This is a genomic window from Streptomyces sp. NBC_00012 (assembly GCF_045040875.1).
Taxonomy (GTDB): Bacteria; Actinomycetota; Actinomycetes; order Streptomycetales; family Streptomycetaceae; genus Streptomyces.
On record NZ_CP108309.1, the window covers coordinates 2,536,982 to 2,552,413 of the forward strand.

Consider the following 15,432-nt stretch of genomic DNA (forward strand, 5'->3'; position numbering starts at 1 on the left):
CATCCATGGGTTGGCCACAGTGAGTGCCAGCTCGTGAGCTTCATGTATGCCGACAATCGAACGCGTGAACTAGTTCCCGCGAAGTGGTGTTGTGCCCTACCCCGTGCGGGTGATCTACGCGCTGCCTGCCTCAACGTCGCGGACATGTCCGGTACGTTTGACGGCAGGTCACCACCCCTTTGCGGCCTGGCTCAGCCGGAAAACTCAAAAAAGAGAATTCCCCGGTGCGCCAGCGAGACCGCACCGGGCCTCGGCAGTCCGTTGCCCCCGCCGATCAGCGACTGCATCGTCGCCGAGTGGTGGGGCGCGCAGTAGGGCGGCCGGGCGACCAGCGGTTCCCCCGGCGGCAAGATGCCCGCCACCGAGTGCACCGCGGTCACTTCCAGGGACTCCTTCCTGGTCAGCTCCGGCAGGATGGCCGGCAGCCGCTCGGCCAGCATGGTCTTGCCAGCGCCCGGCGGTCCCGAGAGCAGCAGATGGTGACCGCCCGCCGCGGCGACCTCCAGAGCCAGGCGGGGGCGCTCCTGCCCCGCCACGTCCGCGAGATCCGGCGGATTCCCGTCGCCCTGCCCGGCCCCCCGGGCGAGTCCGGTGCCGATGCCCGCACCGGGCACCATCAGCCCGGCCAGCATGGTGTCGGGGCGCCCCTCGTCGTGCGCCTGCCGCTCGTCGGGCACCGGCTCCTCGCAGAGCACCGCGATCAGCTGCCGCAGGCTCCGTACCCCGAGGACGGAGACCCCGGGGACCAGCGCAGCCTCCCCCGCGGTCTGTTCGGGCACGACGACCTGCCGATACCCCGCCTCCGCCGCGGCGAGCACGGCCGGCAGTACACCGCGCACCGGCCGCACCCGGCCGTCGAGCCCCAGCTCACCGATCATCACCACATCGGCGATGGACGCGGGATCGATCCGCTCCGCCGCGCCCAGCACCGCACAGGCGACGGCAAGATCGAACCCGGATCCGCCCTTCGGCACCGAGGCAGGTGACAGCCCCACCGTGAGTTTCTTCTGCGGCCACTCGGCCCCCGAGTTCACCACCGCGGCCCTGACCCGGTCCCGGCTCTCCACCAGGCTCTTGTCCGGCAGCCCCACCAGGGTGAACGCGGCCACCCCCGCCTCCAGGTCCGCCTGGACCTCCACCACCACGCCCTCGACGCCGACGAGCGCCACCGAGCACGCCCGCGCGAACCCCATCAGGCCACCCCCCGCGCATGCTCGGCGACAGGAGCTCCGCGCCTGGGCAGCACCACGCCGACCAGGTCGATCCGGACCCCGCCGGGCGGCGGACCGCCGTGCCGGTCGATCCAGATGCCGGCCAGCCGCCGCAGCCGCTCCGCCTTGACCGGTGTGACGGCCGCCATCGGATGCTCGAACGCGCCCGCCCTGCGGGTCTTCACCTCGCAGACCACGAGTGCGTCGCCGTCCATCGCGACGATGTCGATCTCACCGGCGCGACAGCGCCAGTTCCGTTCCAGTACGGACATGCCGGCTTCGGCCAGCAGCCGCACCGCCAGATCCTCGCCGTACCGCCCGAGTGCCCCCCGTGCGTTCATTTCGGCACCACCTCCGGGACCGACTCTGACGCGTCCGGCCCCGATCGGTGGATCTTGGTGGAAAACCCCGGCATTGTGGATATCCCGGCCACCCGGAAGTGGGAATCACCGGGGAATCGACTCCCCCGGGGGTGGGCTCAGCCGCCCGGAAGTTCGAGATCGCTCTTGTTGAGCTCCTCGATGTTGACGTCCTTGAACGTCAGCACCCGTACCTGCTTGACGAACCGCGCGGGCCGGTACATGTCCCAGACCCAGGCATCCGCCATCGATACTTCGAAAAACACCTCGCCCTGAACCGAGTGCACCTGCATCTCGTAATCGTTGGTGAGGTAGAAGCGCCGTTCGGTCTCGATCACATATTTGAACAGACCGACGACATCTCGGTACTCCCGGTAGAGCTTCAGCTCCATCTCGGTCTCGTACTTTTCGAGGTCCTCGGCGCTCATTGGCATGTTCCCCTTCAGCCGTGCGTCCCCCCATTGTGCGCCAGGCCCCGGGCCCCCTGGGCGCTTAGGCGATTTCGGGGTCGAGAACCAGTGGCGAACACGGAGGACCCTCATCGAGCAGCGTGCGCAGCAACTCGGCGAGCCTGGTCGGGTACACCGTCTCACGCGCCGCCGACAGTTCGGCGGAGGTCCACCACCTCAGACCCGCGACGCTGCGCCGCTCCAGCCCGGTCTGCCCACTGGTGTCGGTGGCGGTCTGCCTCGTACGCGCCAGGAAATACCACTCGTCCTGGTCCCAGCGGCGTCCGTCGAACGGGAACGAGCACATCCGCTGCCAGAGCAGCGGACCCAGCTCGACGTCGGTGATCCCGGTCTCCTCCGCCAGCTCGCGCAGCACGGCCTCCTCCCGGGTCTCGTCGCCCTCCACGCCGCCGCCGGGGGTGAACCACCAGGTGCTCGCCGGATCCTCCGGTTCGAAGCCGTGCATCAGCAGGATCCGGTCCTCGGGGTCCAGGAGGACCACGCGGGCGACCTTCCGCTTCTCAGTGCGCACCGGCGGGTACCTCTCCGGCCTTGTTTCGTGCCGAACGCGCGAACTGTGCCGCGATCGGGCCGTAAGCCGCACCGCCCAGGATGAGCACCACGCCCACGAGCACGGCCGCGAGCTGCAACCGCAGCGGTCCGGGCGACGACACCCCGCCGGGGAGCGCGGCGAAGGCCTCCGGACGCTCGACCATGCCGTTCATCGGCCAGGCGATGGCGTCCACCCGGGCCTGCACGGCGTCGCGCGGGACGGAGCCCTGTCCCGCGTCGTCCAGATGGACCCGGGAGTCCAGGGACGCGGTGCGCTCATCACCCAGCAGGAAAAGCTGCCCCTTGGGCACCTCCGCCGTGAAGTTCTCCGCAGAGGCGAGGCCCTTGGCGCGCAGATACGGTTCGTCAATGGGCTTGCCGTTGACCGTGAGCCTGCCGCCCTTCTCGCAGCAGGCGATCTTGTCGCCGCCGATCCCGACGACCCGCTTCACCATCGGCATGTCGCCCCACGCCGGATCGGTGAAGACCACCACGTCGCCGCGGCGGACCTCGCTGCCCTCGATCCGCTGCGCGAGAACCCGGTCGCCGGAGTTCACCGTCGGCGTCATCGACCGGGTCGGCACCGTGTACGGCTTGTACACCACCGCTCCCCAGACGAACCCGCCGAGGAAGAGCACACAGCCGACGGCCACGGCCAGCCCCGACAGCATGCTGCCGAGCCGGCCGTGACCGTCACCCGTACGTCCTTGTCCGCTCATCCCAGCGTCCCCCACTCCGGAGATCGACAATCGCTGATCCGAGTCGGCACCCTACCCGGCGGTACGCCCGCTGGTCAGCCTCCTGCGGCGCCACAGTACGAGAGGCAGCGCGCCCGCGATGCCGAGTGCTCCCGGGGCCAGGCCCGCCGCCGTGTTGATCCCCGGCTGGTCGAAGGTGTCCGGGACCGACAGCGTCGCCCAGTGGTTGATCGGCCACACCACCACCACGGCCCGCCCCACGACGTCCTTGACGGGCACGAAGCCCTTGGTGGCCTCGTCCATGTGATAGCGCGAATCCAGCGAGTTCTGCCGGTGGTCGCCCATCACCCAGATCTTGCCCTCGGGCACCGTGACCGGGCCGAAGGGCTTGTCGTCGCACGCCGTGTTGCCGGGGAAGACGTACGGCTCGTCGAGCGCCTTCCCGTTGACCTCGACCGGACCGCCCTTCGCGCACTCCACGGTGTCGCCACCGACCGCGATCGTCCGCTTGATCAGGTCCTTCTCCTTGGACGACGGCATCAGGCCGATGAAACTCAGGAAGTCCTGCACCACGTTCGACTCCGGGGTCGGCTCCCCGGCGAGCCAGTTGTCCGGATCGTGGAAGACGACCACCTCACCGCGCTCGGGCTCCCCGCCGAACCATGGCGTCAGCTTGTCCACCAGCACCCGGTCGCCCCGCTGGAGCGTGTTCTGCATCGAGTCCGAGGGGATGGAGAACGCCTGCACCAGGAACGTCTTGATCAGCAGCGCGAGAACCAGGGCGACGACGATCAGCAGGGGCAGCTCCTTCCAGAAGGGACGCTGCTGCCTCGCCGCCTTCTTGCCACCCCCGTCCGGGTCCTGCTCATCCGCGGGTGCATCCGGATCCGGCGCCTCCCCCGGATCAGCCAACGCGCCGGCCACCGGATCGGGTCCCGCATCGGCCACCGGATCGACGGCAGGATCAGCGGACTGGTCGGCCCCCTTCGCAGGGTCTCCGTGTCCAGGTCGTGCACCGGCAGCCACGTCACTCACATCCAGTCCTCACTATGCGCCCCGCCTGCTCCGGGACCCTGTCCGTACAAAGGCCCACTGCCCCGAACAACGAACGGGAGTTCCTGAGGGCCACCGCTTCTCCGAACCTTGCCGCCCGCAGGCCGCCGGGCACTCCGGGCCGCCCGTGCAGATGCACCGATCGGCCGTCAGGATCCTATGGAGAAGACCCGGCGAGCGACCCGTGTTTACTCGATCTTGCCGTTCACTTGATCACAGCGCCATCGCTCCGCTGATCACGACGCCGTCGCTCCGCGCCGCCGAACCGACGCGAACCATGGGTCATGGCGTACCGTCAGTCACTTCCGCCGCTCGGAGGACAGGCGGACCCGCCTGCGCCAGAGCACGATCGGCACAGCCCCGGCGATACCGATCGCACTGGGCGCCATGGCCATCGCGGCACCCAGGCCCGGCTGGTCGAAGGTCTTCGGGACCGGCAGCGTCGCCCAGCGGTTGATCGGCCACGCCACCACGATGGCCCGGCCGACGACCTCGTCGTTGGAGACCGTGCCGTTGCCCGGCAGTTCCTGGTGGTAGCGGGAGTCCCGGGAGTCCTGGCGGTGGTCGCCCATCACCCAGATCCGGCCCTCGGGCACCTGGATCGGGCCGAACGGCTCGTCGTTGCAGGCGGTGTTGCCCGGGAAGATGAACGACTTCTCGTCCAGGACCTTGCCGTTGACCACGACAGGGCCGTTCTCCCTGCACTCCACCGTGTCGCCGCCGATGGCGATGACCCGCTTGATCAGGTCCTTCTCCTCGGCGGAGGGCATCAGTCCGATGAAGCTGAGGAACTTCTGGACCACATTCGGATGGACTTCCGCGGTGTCGTCCAGCCAGCCGCCCGGGTCGTGGAAGACCACGACCTCGCCGCGCTTGGGCTCCGAGCCGAACCAGGGGGTCAGCTTGTCCACCAGCACCCGGTCGCCCCGCTGGAGCGTGTTCTGCATCGAGTCCGAGGGGATCGAGAACGCCTGCACCAGGAACGTCTTGATCAGCAGCGCGAGAACCAGGGCGATGACGATCAGCAGGGGCAGCTCCTTCCAGAAGGAGCGCGGCTTCTTCATGGCCGTGCCGCCGCCGTCCGGAGTGTCGCTGTCACTCCCGGCGTGGCCCGTCGTCCCGGCGGACTCGGCATGGCCCGAACGGTCCGGCCGGTCCTCGGGTTCCTCACGTCCGGATCGTGCGCCGACGGCCAAATCCCCCACATCCACTCCTCACTCCGTGCCACGCCTGCGCCCGAGCCGGTGCAGGCCCACCACTCCCATAACGAGCGGGAGTTCCGCAGGGGTCGGGAGAGGGATCATTCCGTTGAGATCCTCGGACGACACACTATTCGACAAGCCCGACGCGCCTGCCGCTCCGACGCCCGCGTCCGGGACCGAGCCGAATGTCGCCGGCTTTTCCAGCTTCCGCCAGTGACCGATGGGCCAGGCGATCACCACGGCCCGTCCCACGATCTCACCCTCGGACACCGTGCCGTGTCCCGGCTCGTCCAGGTGATAGCGCGAGTCGGCCGAATCGGACCGGTGGTCGCCCATCACGAAGATCCGGCCCTGCGGAACCTTTACCTCGAATTTGATGAGGGAGGGAGGGTTCCCGGGATACAGGTAGGGCTCGCCGAGCGGTACGCCGTTGACGGTGACCCGGCCGTCCTTGCCGCAGCACTTCACGGTGTCCCCGCCGACCGCGATCACCCGCTTGATCAGGTCCTGTTCGTCGTCGGAGGGCAGCAGCCCGATGAAGGTCAGCGTCTCCTTCACCTGCTTGACGACGACCGGCGGGGTCTTCTTGTCGGCGTTCTCCTGCTTCAGCCAGCCCCCCGGGTCCTTGAAGACGACCACATCGCCGCGTTCCGGCCGGGATCCGAACCAGGGCGTCAGCTTGTCCACGAGTACCCGGTCACCGATCCGGATGGTCTGCTCCATCGACCCCGAGGGAATCACGAAGGCCTGCACCAGGAACGTCTTGAGCACGAGCGCGATCACCAGCGCCACGACGATGAGCAGCGGGATCTCCCCCACCGCGGCCCCGCGCCGCCGCCGCTTGACCCTGCGGGCCAGTTTCCGCCGCTCCACCCTGGTGGTAGGCGAGTTCTCGGCCGTCGGCGCCACCCCGGGTTCGGCCCGGCGCCGCCCGCGGCCGCGGTTACCCATGGCCCCCGCCCGACGACCGTACGGCGGCGAGGGCGGCGCTGTCCGGCAGCGAGCCCAGCCGGCTCGGCGGCCAGCCGATCCAGTCCACCCTGCCGATCACCATGTCGACCGGGACCATGCCACCGCCCGGCTCTCCCAGGTGGTCACGCGAGTCGCGCGAGTTGCTGCGGTGATCGCCCATCATCCACAGCGTGCCGTCGGGCACGACGATGTCGAAGCGGACCTGGGAGGGCGCGTCCCCGTGATGCAGATAGTCCTCGACGACCGGCCGGCCGTTCACCTCGATCCGCCCCCGCTTGTCGCAGCAGACGACCCGGTCGCCTCCGACGCCCACCACCCGCTTCACGTAGTCGGTCTGGGCCGGCTCGGTCAGGCCCAGGGACGCGGCCACCGAGTGCATCAGACCGGCGACGGGATTCTCCTGCGGGGGCTCCTGCACAAAGGATCCGGTGCCGTCAAAGACCACCACGTCGCCGCGTCGCGGCACGGAGCCGGAACGATAGGCCAGCTTGTTCACCAGCACCCGGTCCCCCACCCGCAGGGTGGGCTCCATCGAGCCGCTGGGGATCAGGAAGGGCTGGACCACGTAGTTGCTCAGGAGCAGCACGAAGACCGCGCAGACGGCACCGAGCGCGGCGGTCCGTCGCCAGGAGATCACGGTGGTCGGCGGTTCCGGGATACGCAAGGAGCGCGACCCCTCCTCCGGCGCCTTTTCGGGTGCGGAGGAGCGGTCGCGCTCCGAGGGCTTTGCTTCCGTGTCCATCGGGGCCAGAGCCTATCCGGCCGACCTGTGGACCTGGGAGTCAGCTCAGTTGTCGCGCTTCTCCTTGATCTTCGCGGCCTTGCCGCGGAGCTCACGGAGGTAGTACAGCTTGGCGCGACGGACGTCACCACGGGTGACGAGCTCGATCTTCTCGAAGATCGGGCTGTGCACCGGGAAGGTGCGCTCGACGCCGACGCTGAAGGAGACCTTGCGGACCGTGAAGGTCTCGCTGACGCCCGCACCCTGGCGACGGATGACTACGCCCTTGAACTGCTGGATACGGGAGCGGTTGCCCTCGATCACTCGGACGTGGACGTTGACGGTGTCACCGGGGCGGAACGACGGGATGTCGGTACGCAGCGATGCGGCGTTGACGCCATCGAGCAGGGAAGCCATGTTGTCTGCTTTCTTCGCCGATGCCACAGGTCATCGACGGGAGATAGTGAGAAGTGGGGTGCTGATCGCGTCGGGCGGACGTCGTTCCCCCTGTGGCAGGGGCGTACGCCGGACGTACAGCAGCGGCCTATTCTTCCACGGCCTCGGGCCTGCGCCAAAATCGGCCGCCGGGCTCCGGTGCCCAGCCGAGGATGGAGAGCATCTCGCGGTCCTTCTTGTCGAACCCCGCGGCCTCGCAGCGCTCGATCAGATCGGGCCGGTTGAGGGCGGTACGACGGAACGCCTCGTCCCGGCGCCAGCGGGCGATCCGCCCGTGGTGACCGCTGAGCAGCACTTCCGGGATGCCCCGGCCGCGCCACTCGGGCGGCTTGGTGTAGACGGGTCCCTCCAGCAGATTGGCCATCGCACCGGGGGCGAAGGAGTCGTCCCGGTGCGATTCGGCGTTGCCCAGCACTCCGGGCAGCAGCCGGGCGACCGCCTCGGTGATCACCAGTACGGCGGCTTCCCCGCCGGCCAGTACGTAGTCGCCGATGGACACCTCGACGACCGGCATCCGGGTGGCGTACTCGTCCATCACCCGTCGGTCGATGCCCTCGTAGCGGGCCGGCGTGAAGATCAGCCAGGGCCGCTCGGAGAGCTCGACGGCGAGCTCCTGGGTGAACGGGCGGCCGCTGGGCGTGGGCACCACGAGCACCGGGGAGTGCGCTCCGGCCTCGTACCCGCCCGCCAGGGCGTCGTCCAGGGCCTCGCCCCACGGTTCGGTCTTCATGACCATGCCGGGGCCGCCGCCGTAAGGGGTGTCGTCGACCGTGTTGTGCCGGTCGTACGTCCAGTCGCGCAGGTCGTGCACATGGACGTCGAGGCGGCCGCGGGCGCGGGCCTTGCCGACGAGGGAGACGTTCAGCGGTTCCAGGTACTCCGGGAAGATCGTGACGACGTCGAGACGCATCAGGCGTCCCTCCCGCCGGCGGGAGCCTCGTCGCCGCCCTCGTCGCCGCCCTCTTCGTCCCGGGCGGAGGCGATCACGGCCTGGTCGGCGTCGATCAGGCCGGGCGGCGGGGTGATCACCGCGCGCTGCTCCGCCAGGTCGATCTCGGTGACGATCTCCTCGACGAAGGGGATCATCACCTCGCTGCCGTCCGGCCGCTCGACGATGAAGAGGTCCTGGGACGGCAGGTGCGTGATCTCGGTGATCCGGCCGATCTCGGTGCCGTCGGCGAGGACCACGTCGAGGTCCATCAGCTGATGGTCGTAGAACTCCTCGGGATCCTCCGGGAGTTCCGCCGGGTCGACCTCGGCGATCAGGAGCGTGTTGCGCAGGGCCTCGGCAGCCGTACGGTCGCGCACGCCCTCGAAGCGCAGCAGCAGCCGTCCGCTGTGCACCCGGCCGGTCTCGATCGTCAGCGGTCCGGCGCCGGCCGGTTCGGTGGCGAGCACGGCCCCGGGCCCGAGCCGCAGCTCCGGCTCGTCCGTACGGACCTCGACGGTGACCTCGCCCTTGATGCCATGGGCACGGCCGATCCGCGCGACTACCAACTGCACCTTGTGTCTCTCCTGTCATACGACGACGGGCCGGGGCGGGCTCATGGCCCTCCCCGGCCCGTGCCGGTGTTCAACTCTGTCAGCGAACCTGATCCACATCGACGAGGTCGACGCGGATGCCACGGCCGCCGATGGCGCCCACGACAGTACGCAGCGCGCGAGCGGTGCGGCCGTTGCGGCCGATCACCTTGCCGAGGTCGTCGGGGTGGACCCGGACCTCCAGCACGCGACCACGGCGCAGGTTGCGCGAGGCGACCTGCACATCGTCAGGGTTGTCGACGATGCCCTTCACGAGGTGCTCGAGAGCCTCCTCGAGCATGCTCAGGCCTCGGTCGACTCGGCGGGCGCAGCCGCGTCAGCAGCCTCGTCCGCCTTCTTGTCGGCCTTCTTCGCCTTCTGCGTGATGGCCTCGCCCTTGGACTCGTCGCCGCCGTCCTTGGTCAGGGCCTCGAACAGGGCGCGCTTGTCAGCCTTGGGCTCCGGCTGCAGCAGCGGCGCGGGGGCCGGGAGACCCTTGTGGGCCTGCCAGTCGCCGGTGAGCTTCAGGATCGCGAGAACCGGCTCGGTCGGCTGGGCGCCGACGGACAGCCAGTACTGCGCGCGCTCCGAGTTGACCTCGATGCGCGAGGGGTTCTGCACCGGGTGGTACAGACCGATCTCCTCGATGGCCCGGCCGTCACGGCGGGTACGGGAGTCGGCGACGACGATGCGGTAGTGAGGCGAACGGATCTTGCCCAGACGCTTCAGCTTGATCTTGACTGCCACGGAAGTGGTGTCTCCTGGTCTATGACGTGGGTGGGCACAACGAAGATGCCACGTGGGGTTGCGGTACTCGGGTGCCCGATGGACGCGTCAGCCGGAGGAGAGAGGGGTCCTATGCGACTGTCGAGTACAGCTAGCCATTGTGCCACACCGCGCCGGGTCACCCCACCGCGACCGCGGCTTCCGGGATGCGGAAGGGCTTTCCGCATCCCCCGCAGACGATCGGCGCCTGCGCCAGGACCGACGGGACGACCCGCACATTGCGTCCGCAGTCGCAGACGGCCTTGACGCGGACGCCCCCGCCGGAGGAGCCGTGCCGGGCGGCCGGCCCGCGGAAGGAACGCTTGGTGTCGGCGGCGGTGGCGACCGTGTGCGCCTTGAGGGCGCGCTGCAGCCGCTCGATCGTAGGACGGTAGCGGCGCTTGGCCTCGGGGTTGAGGGTGACCAGCGAGAAGCCGCTGCTGGGGTGGGGCTCCTCGGCATGGTCGAGGCCCATCTCCTCGGCGATCGCGAGGAATCTGCGGTTGTGGTAGCGGCCGGCGCGCGAAGTGTCGCGGACGCCTCGCGCGGCGGCGATGCCGTGGACTGCCTCATGGAGCAGTCGCTCGAAGGAGAGCTCGGCGCCGCAGGCGGACGAGGACTCTCCGATCAGGGACTCGGGCGCGGCTAGATCCGGCAGCTCGGGGTGGTACCGCTGAATGTCGGCCCACGCCTGTGCCAGCTCTGCGGCAAGTACAGGTGGTGTCGTGCTCACGTCGTGACAACGAGCGCGAGGGCCCCGGTGTTCCTATTCCGGGCCATCCCAAATAATTTGCACGTACCAGTCAGTTGCCCTTGCATGCGTCCCGACGAGGGCGGGTGCGCAGATCTGCGGAGAAGCCTCACAGCTCGCACCAAGGTGGTACGTAGCGACGCGTACGCCCGGGCGTCCGGGGCGGCGGGTGGGGCGGGTGGGGCGTCAGTAAGCGCGTGCTACCAGGGCGACAGTACCGGGCTCGTCGTCCGCGTCGGGCACCGACCCGTCCCCGGCGACCAGACACCGTACGGACACCCCGTGCTCCGCGAGCCGGGCCTCCCCCGCCGGGCCGAGCGCCGACCAGGCGATGCGCGCCCAGCCGCCCGCGGCCGCCGCCTCCACGGCCTCCGCCACGGATGTGACGTCGCTGGTGGCCGACTCGCGCCTGCTCCGGGACTCCCGCAGCAGCGCCGCCTGGTCCTCCTCCAGAACCGCCGGGAGCAGCGCGGGCAGGGCCGCGACGGCGACCGGCTCCTTCCCACCGGGGATGCGCCGGGCCAGCGTAGCCGTGCCGTCCGCCAGGTCGCGCGGTCCGATCTCGATCCGCACCGGCACCCCCTTCAGCTCCCAGTCGACCGCGCGGCGGCCGAAGGGGGTGTCGGTGCGGTCGTCGACCTCGGTCCTGATCCCCGCCGCGCGCAGCCGCTCCGCGACGGACCGGACCGCGCCCAGCACGGCCTCGTCCTCCTTGACCGCGAGGACGACCGCCTGGACGGGCGCGAGCCGCGGCGGAACCCGGAGCCCGTGGTCGTCGCCGTGCGCCATGATCAGACCGCCGACCATCCGGGTCGAGGAGCCCCACGAGGTCTGCCGGACGAGCTCCTGCCGGCCCTCCCTGGACAGGTAGCGGGTGTGGAACGCCTTGGCGAAATTGGTGCCGAGCTCGTGGCTCGTACCCATCTGGAGGGCCTTGCCGTCCCGCATCATCGCTTCGAGGGTGAGCGTGTTGACGGCCCCGGCGAACCGCTCGGCCGGGGTCTTGCGGCCGAGGACGACATCGATGCCCAGCACGTTGACCATGAAGTCCGCGTAGACCTCGCGGTGGATGTACGCGGCGAAGTCCCGGGCCTCCTCGTCGGTGGCATGGGCGGTGTGGCCCTCCTGCCAGAGGAATTCCGTCGTGCGGAGGAACACCCGCGGGCGCATCTCCCAGCGCACCACGTTCGCCCACTGGTTGATCAGGAGCGGCAGATCGCGGTAGCTCTGCACCCACTTCGAGAAGTACTCGTTGATGATCGTCTCGGAGGTCGGCCGCACCACCACGGGCTCTTCGAGCTCCTTCCCGCCGCCCCGGGTGACCACCGCGAGCTCGGGCGCGAAGCCCTCGACGTGCTCGGCCTCGCGTGTCAGGTAAGACTGGGGGATGAAGAGCGGGAAGTAGGCGTTCCGGGCGCCCGCCTGTTTGATACGGGCATCCATCTCCTGCTGCATCCGCTCCCACAGGCTGTATCCGTACGGCCGGATGACCATGGTGCCGCGCACCGGGCCGTTGTCCGCGAGTTCGGCCTTGTTGATCAGATCCTGGTACCAGCGGGGAAAGTCCTCGGCCTGGGGCGTGAGAACGGGTGCCTTTGCCATGGCGCGCATCGTACGGCGACACCGCCCACCGCGCGGGGCGACGGGCCCCGGTGCCACAGGCCTTCGCCACGGACGCGTGACCGCTCCGCGCAACCATTGCCATCGGCCCCCTGGACGCGGACGCGGATGCGCAGTTCTCTGACATACGGGGGAAGCGGGGGGCGTACACACGGGGGCATCCACTCGGGCACTACCGATCGGACACGGCCGACCTCTCGGCGGATTGGGGCGCTTTCCATGACACCCACGCTCGTCCGGCATCACAGCCACGCGGAAACGTTCACCCAAGCGGACTCCGGCAACCGTGCCCGGGACTGGGCCGAGATCCAGGAGCGGATGCTCGCACCGCTGTACGAAGCGGTGTACGAGCGGCTCGAAGTGGGATCCCGTACCCGGCTGCTCTCCCTCGGCTGCGGCTCCGGTCTCGCGCTGCTGATCGCGGCCGCCCGGGGCGCGCGCGTCACCGGCGTGGACACCGACCTCGAACGTCTGGCGCTCGCCCGGACCCGGCTGCTGCCCGATCCGGGGAGCGACGCCGGTCCCCCCGCCGGACAGCCCAGGCTCCTGGAGGGCGATCCGTCCGGGGCCCGGCCGTCCGACGGCATGCCGTACAACCTGATCACCGTGTTCACGCCGATCGGCTGCTCGTCCGACGACGGTGAGGGACTGGTGGCCGCGCTGCGGTCCGCGGTGCCGCTGGCCGCGCGGGGCAGCACCGTGGTGCTCACCGGCTGGGGTCCGCCTGAGCGCTGTGCGACCGCGCCCGTGCTGCGGGTGGCCGGGCGGCTGTCCGACCGGGACCCGGCCCCCCGCGAGGGCGGCTGGCGGCCGTCGGGCCGGGACGATCTGGAGGAGCTGGCGTTCCGGGCCGGCCTGAATCCCGACGGCTCGGGCCGGGTGGCGTGCCCGTTCGGCTACGCGGACACGGACAGCGCGGTGCGGGGGCTGCTCTCCACCCGGCTCTTCGACTCCGCGGTGCGGGCCACGGACCGGGCCCAGGTGGAGGAGGAGGTCGCCCAGGCCCTCCGTCCGCACCGCCGCCGGGACGGCACGGTCTGGATGCCGAACGTCTTCCGCTATCTCGTGTGCACCACCTGAGCGGCTGTCTCATGTGCACCGCTCTCATGTGCACCAACTGAGCACCCGCCCCGCGCACGGGGTGGTCGTCACTTGGCCAGTCGGGTGATGCCGGCCGCCCGGTAGGCCTCGGCCTCGTCCAGCGTCTCGTTCGCCAGAAGCGCGGCGGAGAGCGAGTCCAGCCGGTCCCGGTTCTCGCGCAGCAGCCGGCAGGCCACCTCGTAGCACTCGTCGACGATCCGCCGCATCTCGCCGTCCACCGTGTCGAGCGTGGCGGGGGCCGCCGACAGTCCGTACGCCTGCTGGGCGTCGCTCGGGATCGCTGTCAGCCTGCCCACCTTGTGGCTCATGCCCCAGCGGCCGACCATGCCGCGGGCCAGGCTGGTGACCTGTTCCAGATCGCTCTCCGCGCCGGTGGTGATCACGCCGAAGACCACCTGTTCGGCCGCCATGCCGCCGAGCGCCCCGACGATGCGGCCGCGCAGATACTCCTCGGTGTACGCGTACTTGTCGGCGTCCGGCGTCGAGAGCGTGACGCCGAGGGCGCGGCCGCGCGGCACGATGGTGACCTTGCGGACCGGGTCGGCGCCCGGCTGGACCATGCCGAGCAGGGCGTGGCCGCTCTCGTGGTACGCGGTCCTGCGGCGTTCCTCGTCGGACATGACCAGCGAGCGTTCCGCGCCGAGCTGGACCTTCTCCAGGGCGTCCGAGAAGTCGGGCTGGGTGACCTCGGACTGCCTGCGCTTGACCGCCAGGAGCGCGGCCTCGTTGGCCAGGTTGGCCAGATCCGCGCCGGTCATTCCGGGGGTCGTACCGGCCACCTGGGCCAGGTTCACATCCTCGGCCAGCGGGATCTGCCGGGTGTGGATCTCCAGGATCGCCTCCCGGCCGTTCCGGTCCGGCGGGCTGACCTGGACGATCCGGTCGAAGCGGCCGGGCCGGGTGAGCGCGGGGTCGAGCACGTCGGCGCGGTTGGTGGCGGCGAGCACGACGACACCCTCCGAGCCCGAGAAGCCGTCCATCTCCGTGAGGATCTGGTTGAGCGTCTGCTCGCGCTCGTCGTGGCCGCCCATGCCGGAGCCGCCGCCGCGGGCCCGGCCGATGGTGTCGATCTCATCGATGAAGACGATGGCGGGGGCGACCTTGCGCGCCTCCGCGAAGAGTTCCCTCACCCGGCTCGCGCCGACGCCGACGATCATCTCGATGAACTCGGAGGCCGACGCCGAGAAGAACGGCACCCCGGCCTCACCGGCGACGGCCCGCGCCAGCAGGGTCTTGCCGGTGCCGGGCGGTCCCGCGAGCAGCACCCCGCCGGGCATCCGGGCGCCCATCTTCCGGTACGCCTGCGGGTTCTTCAGGAAGTCCACGACGTCATTGAGCTCGCCCTCGACCTCGTCGATCCCGGCAACGTCCTTGAAGGTGGTGCGCTTGCCGTCCTCCAGCTCGACGGGCTTGGGCGGGGCCTTGCGCCCGAAGCCGCCCATCCCGCCGCCCATGCCCCTGGACATCCGCCGCGCGATGAACACCCAGAGCAGGACGAGCAGCAGCATGGGCGCGAGCGAGATCAGCAGGTTGGCGAGGAAGCTGCGCTGCTGGACGACCGGCTCGGCAGTGACCGTGACGTCGTCCTTGACCAGTTCGGCCCAGAGGTTGTCGTCCGCGAAGGCCGGCCGCTGGGTGACGAACTTCGTGTACTTGTCGTCGCTCCCCGGGACCTTCGCCTCCTTCTTGAGCTGCCCCTGGATGGCGTCGCCCTTGGAGTAGATCTTGGAGACATTGCCCGAGGTGACCTGCTTGCTGAACTCCGTGTACGCGATCGTCCGCTGCTCCTCCCCGTTGAAGAAGGACAGCACCAGATTGGCGATCAGATAGACGGCGAGCGCGGTCAGCAGCAGTCCGCCCCAGCCTCCCGGCATCTTCCGGCCGGGTGTCGGGGGCGGTGGGGCGCCCTCGGAGCGCCACGGCTGATCGGTCCGGTCGCGGGGAGGTACGGGGTTGGTCACACGCGCTCCTCTGCCGACTGCCGTTGAAGCGACAGTAAGG

At 70.0% G+C, this 15,432-nt stretch carries 16 protein-coding genes and 2 pseudogenes; 1 reads left to right on the forward strand and 17 read right to left on the reverse strand.

What is annotated here, in order from left to right:
* Positions 1–194: 194 nt before the first annotated feature.
* From OHA19_RS11585 to proS, 16 genes and pseudogenes are all read right to left on the reverse strand, one after another.
* A pseudogene (locus tag OHA19_RS11585) lies at positions 195–1,193 on the reverse strand (YifB family Mg chelatase-like AAA ATPase); the annotation flags it as partial.
* Positions 1,193–1,552 carry a YraN family protein gene (locus OHA19_RS11590; RefSeq protein ID WP_356481852.1) on the reverse strand — a complete coding sequence of 120 codons (360 nt, stop codon included), beginning with the start codon at positions 1,550–1,552 and terminating at the stop codon, positions 1,193–1,195. The gene OHA19_RS11590 and the pseudogene OHA19_RS11585, both read right to left, overlap by 1 nt.
* Positions 1,553–1,689: 137 nt before the next feature.
* A complete protein-coding gene (locus tag OHA19_RS11595) occupies positions 1,690–1,998 on the reverse strand; it encodes a DUF2469 domain-containing protein (RefSeq protein WP_003965949.1) in 309 nt (102 codons plus the stop codon).
* A 64-nt stretch (positions 1,999–2,062) separates the two neighbouring features.
* Positions 2,063–2,551 (reverse strand): NUDIX hydrolase, encoded by a 489-nt coding sequence (locus OHA19_RS11600; RefSeq protein ID WP_405716860.1) that lies wholly within the window; start codon positions 2,549–2,551, stop codon positions 2,063–2,065.
* Positions 2,541–3,290 carry a signal peptidase I gene (gene lepB / locus OHA19_RS11605; RefSeq protein ID WP_405716859.1) on the reverse strand — a complete coding sequence of 250 codons (750 nt, stop codon included), beginning with the start codon at positions 3,288–3,290 and terminating at the stop codon, positions 2,541–2,543. Before lepB (OHA19_RS11605) ends, OHA19_RS11600 begins: the two co-directional genes overlap by 11 nt.
* Positions 3,291–3,341: 51 nt before the next feature.
* Positions 3,342–4,295: a signal peptidase I gene (gene lepB / locus OHA19_RS11610; protein WP_405753240.1), complete on the reverse strand. Its 954-nt coding sequence runs from the start codon at positions 4,293–4,295 to the stop codon at positions 3,342–3,344.
* Positions 4,296–4,621: 326 nt separating this feature from the next.
* Positions 4,622–5,518 carry a signal peptidase I gene (lepB, locus tag OHA19_RS11615; protein WP_405721906.1) on the reverse strand — a complete coding sequence of 299 codons (897 nt, stop codon included), beginning with the start codon at positions 5,516–5,518 and terminating at the stop codon, positions 4,622–4,624.
* A pseudogene (gene lepB, locus OHA19_RS11620) lies at positions 5,490–6,475 on the reverse strand (signal peptidase I). The gene lepB (OHA19_RS11615) and the pseudogene lepB (OHA19_RS11620) overlap by 29 nt, the downstream one beginning before the upstream one ends.
* Positions 6,468–7,238: a signal peptidase I gene (lepB, locus tag OHA19_RS11625; RefSeq protein WP_405750169.1), complete on the reverse strand. Its 771-nt coding sequence runs from the start codon at positions 7,236–7,238 to the stop codon at positions 6,468–6,470. Before lepB (OHA19_RS11625) ends, lepB (OHA19_RS11620) begins: the two are co-directional and overlap by 8 nt.
* A gap of 45 nt (positions 7,239–7,283) precedes the next feature.
* Positions 7,284–7,634, reverse strand: coding sequence for a 50S ribosomal protein L19 (gene rplS, locus OHA19_RS11630; protein ID WP_072487231.1), 351 nt, complete (start codon positions 7,632–7,634; stop codon positions 7,284–7,286).
* A gap of 127 nt (positions 7,635–7,761) precedes the next feature.
* Entirely contained in the window at positions 7,762–8,583 is an 822-nt protein-coding gene (gene trmD / locus OHA19_RS11635) for a tRNA (guanosine(37)-N1)-methyltransferase TrmD (RefSeq protein WP_351254827.1), read from the reverse strand.
* Complete coding sequence (gene rimM, locus OHA19_RS11640) at positions 8,583–9,176, reverse strand: ribosome maturation factor RimM (protein WP_405716857.1); 594 nt, start codon at positions 9,174–9,176, stop codon at positions 8,583–8,585. Before rimM ends, trmD begins: the two co-directional genes overlap by 1 nt.
* A gap of 79 nt (positions 9,177–9,255) precedes the next feature.
* Complete coding sequence (locus OHA19_RS11645; RefSeq protein ID WP_005311361.1) at positions 9,256–9,495, reverse strand: RNA-binding protein; 240 nt, start codon at positions 9,493–9,495, stop codon at positions 9,256–9,258.
* A gap of 2 nt (positions 9,496–9,497) precedes the next feature.
* Positions 9,498–9,941, reverse strand: a complete 444-nt coding sequence (gene rpsP, locus OHA19_RS11650) for a 30S ribosomal protein S16 (RefSeq protein ID WP_093545055.1) — start codon at positions 9,939–9,941, stop codon at positions 9,498–9,500.
* A 157-nt stretch (positions 9,942–10,098) separates the two neighbouring features.
* Positions 10,099–10,692, reverse strand: coding sequence for a hypothetical protein (locus OHA19_RS11655; RefSeq protein WP_185298247.1), 594 nt, complete (start codon positions 10,690–10,692; stop codon positions 10,099–10,101).
* Between the two features lie 204 nt (positions 10,693–10,896).
* Complete coding sequence (gene proS, locus OHA19_RS11660) at positions 10,897–12,312, reverse strand: proline--tRNA ligase (protein WP_405750171.1); 1,416 nt, start codon at positions 12,310–12,312, stop codon at positions 10,897–10,899.
* A gap of 237 nt (positions 12,313–12,549) precedes the next feature.
* On the opposite strand from proS, the gene OHA19_RS11665 reads away from it, so the two are divergent.
* Positions 12,550–13,410, forward strand: coding sequence for a class I SAM-dependent methyltransferase (locus tag OHA19_RS11665; RefSeq protein ID WP_405716855.1), 861 nt, complete (start codon positions 12,550–12,552; stop codon positions 13,408–13,410).
* A 68-nt stretch (positions 13,411–13,478) separates the two neighbouring features.
* On the opposite strand, the gene ftsH is transcribed toward OHA19_RS11665, so the two are convergent.
* Complete coding sequence (gene ftsH, locus OHA19_RS11670) at positions 13,479–15,392, reverse strand: ATP-dependent zinc metalloprotease FtsH (protein ID WP_405716854.1); 1,914 nt, start codon at positions 15,390–15,392, stop codon at positions 13,479–13,481.
* Between the last annotated feature and the right edge of the window lie 40 nt (positions 15,393–15,432).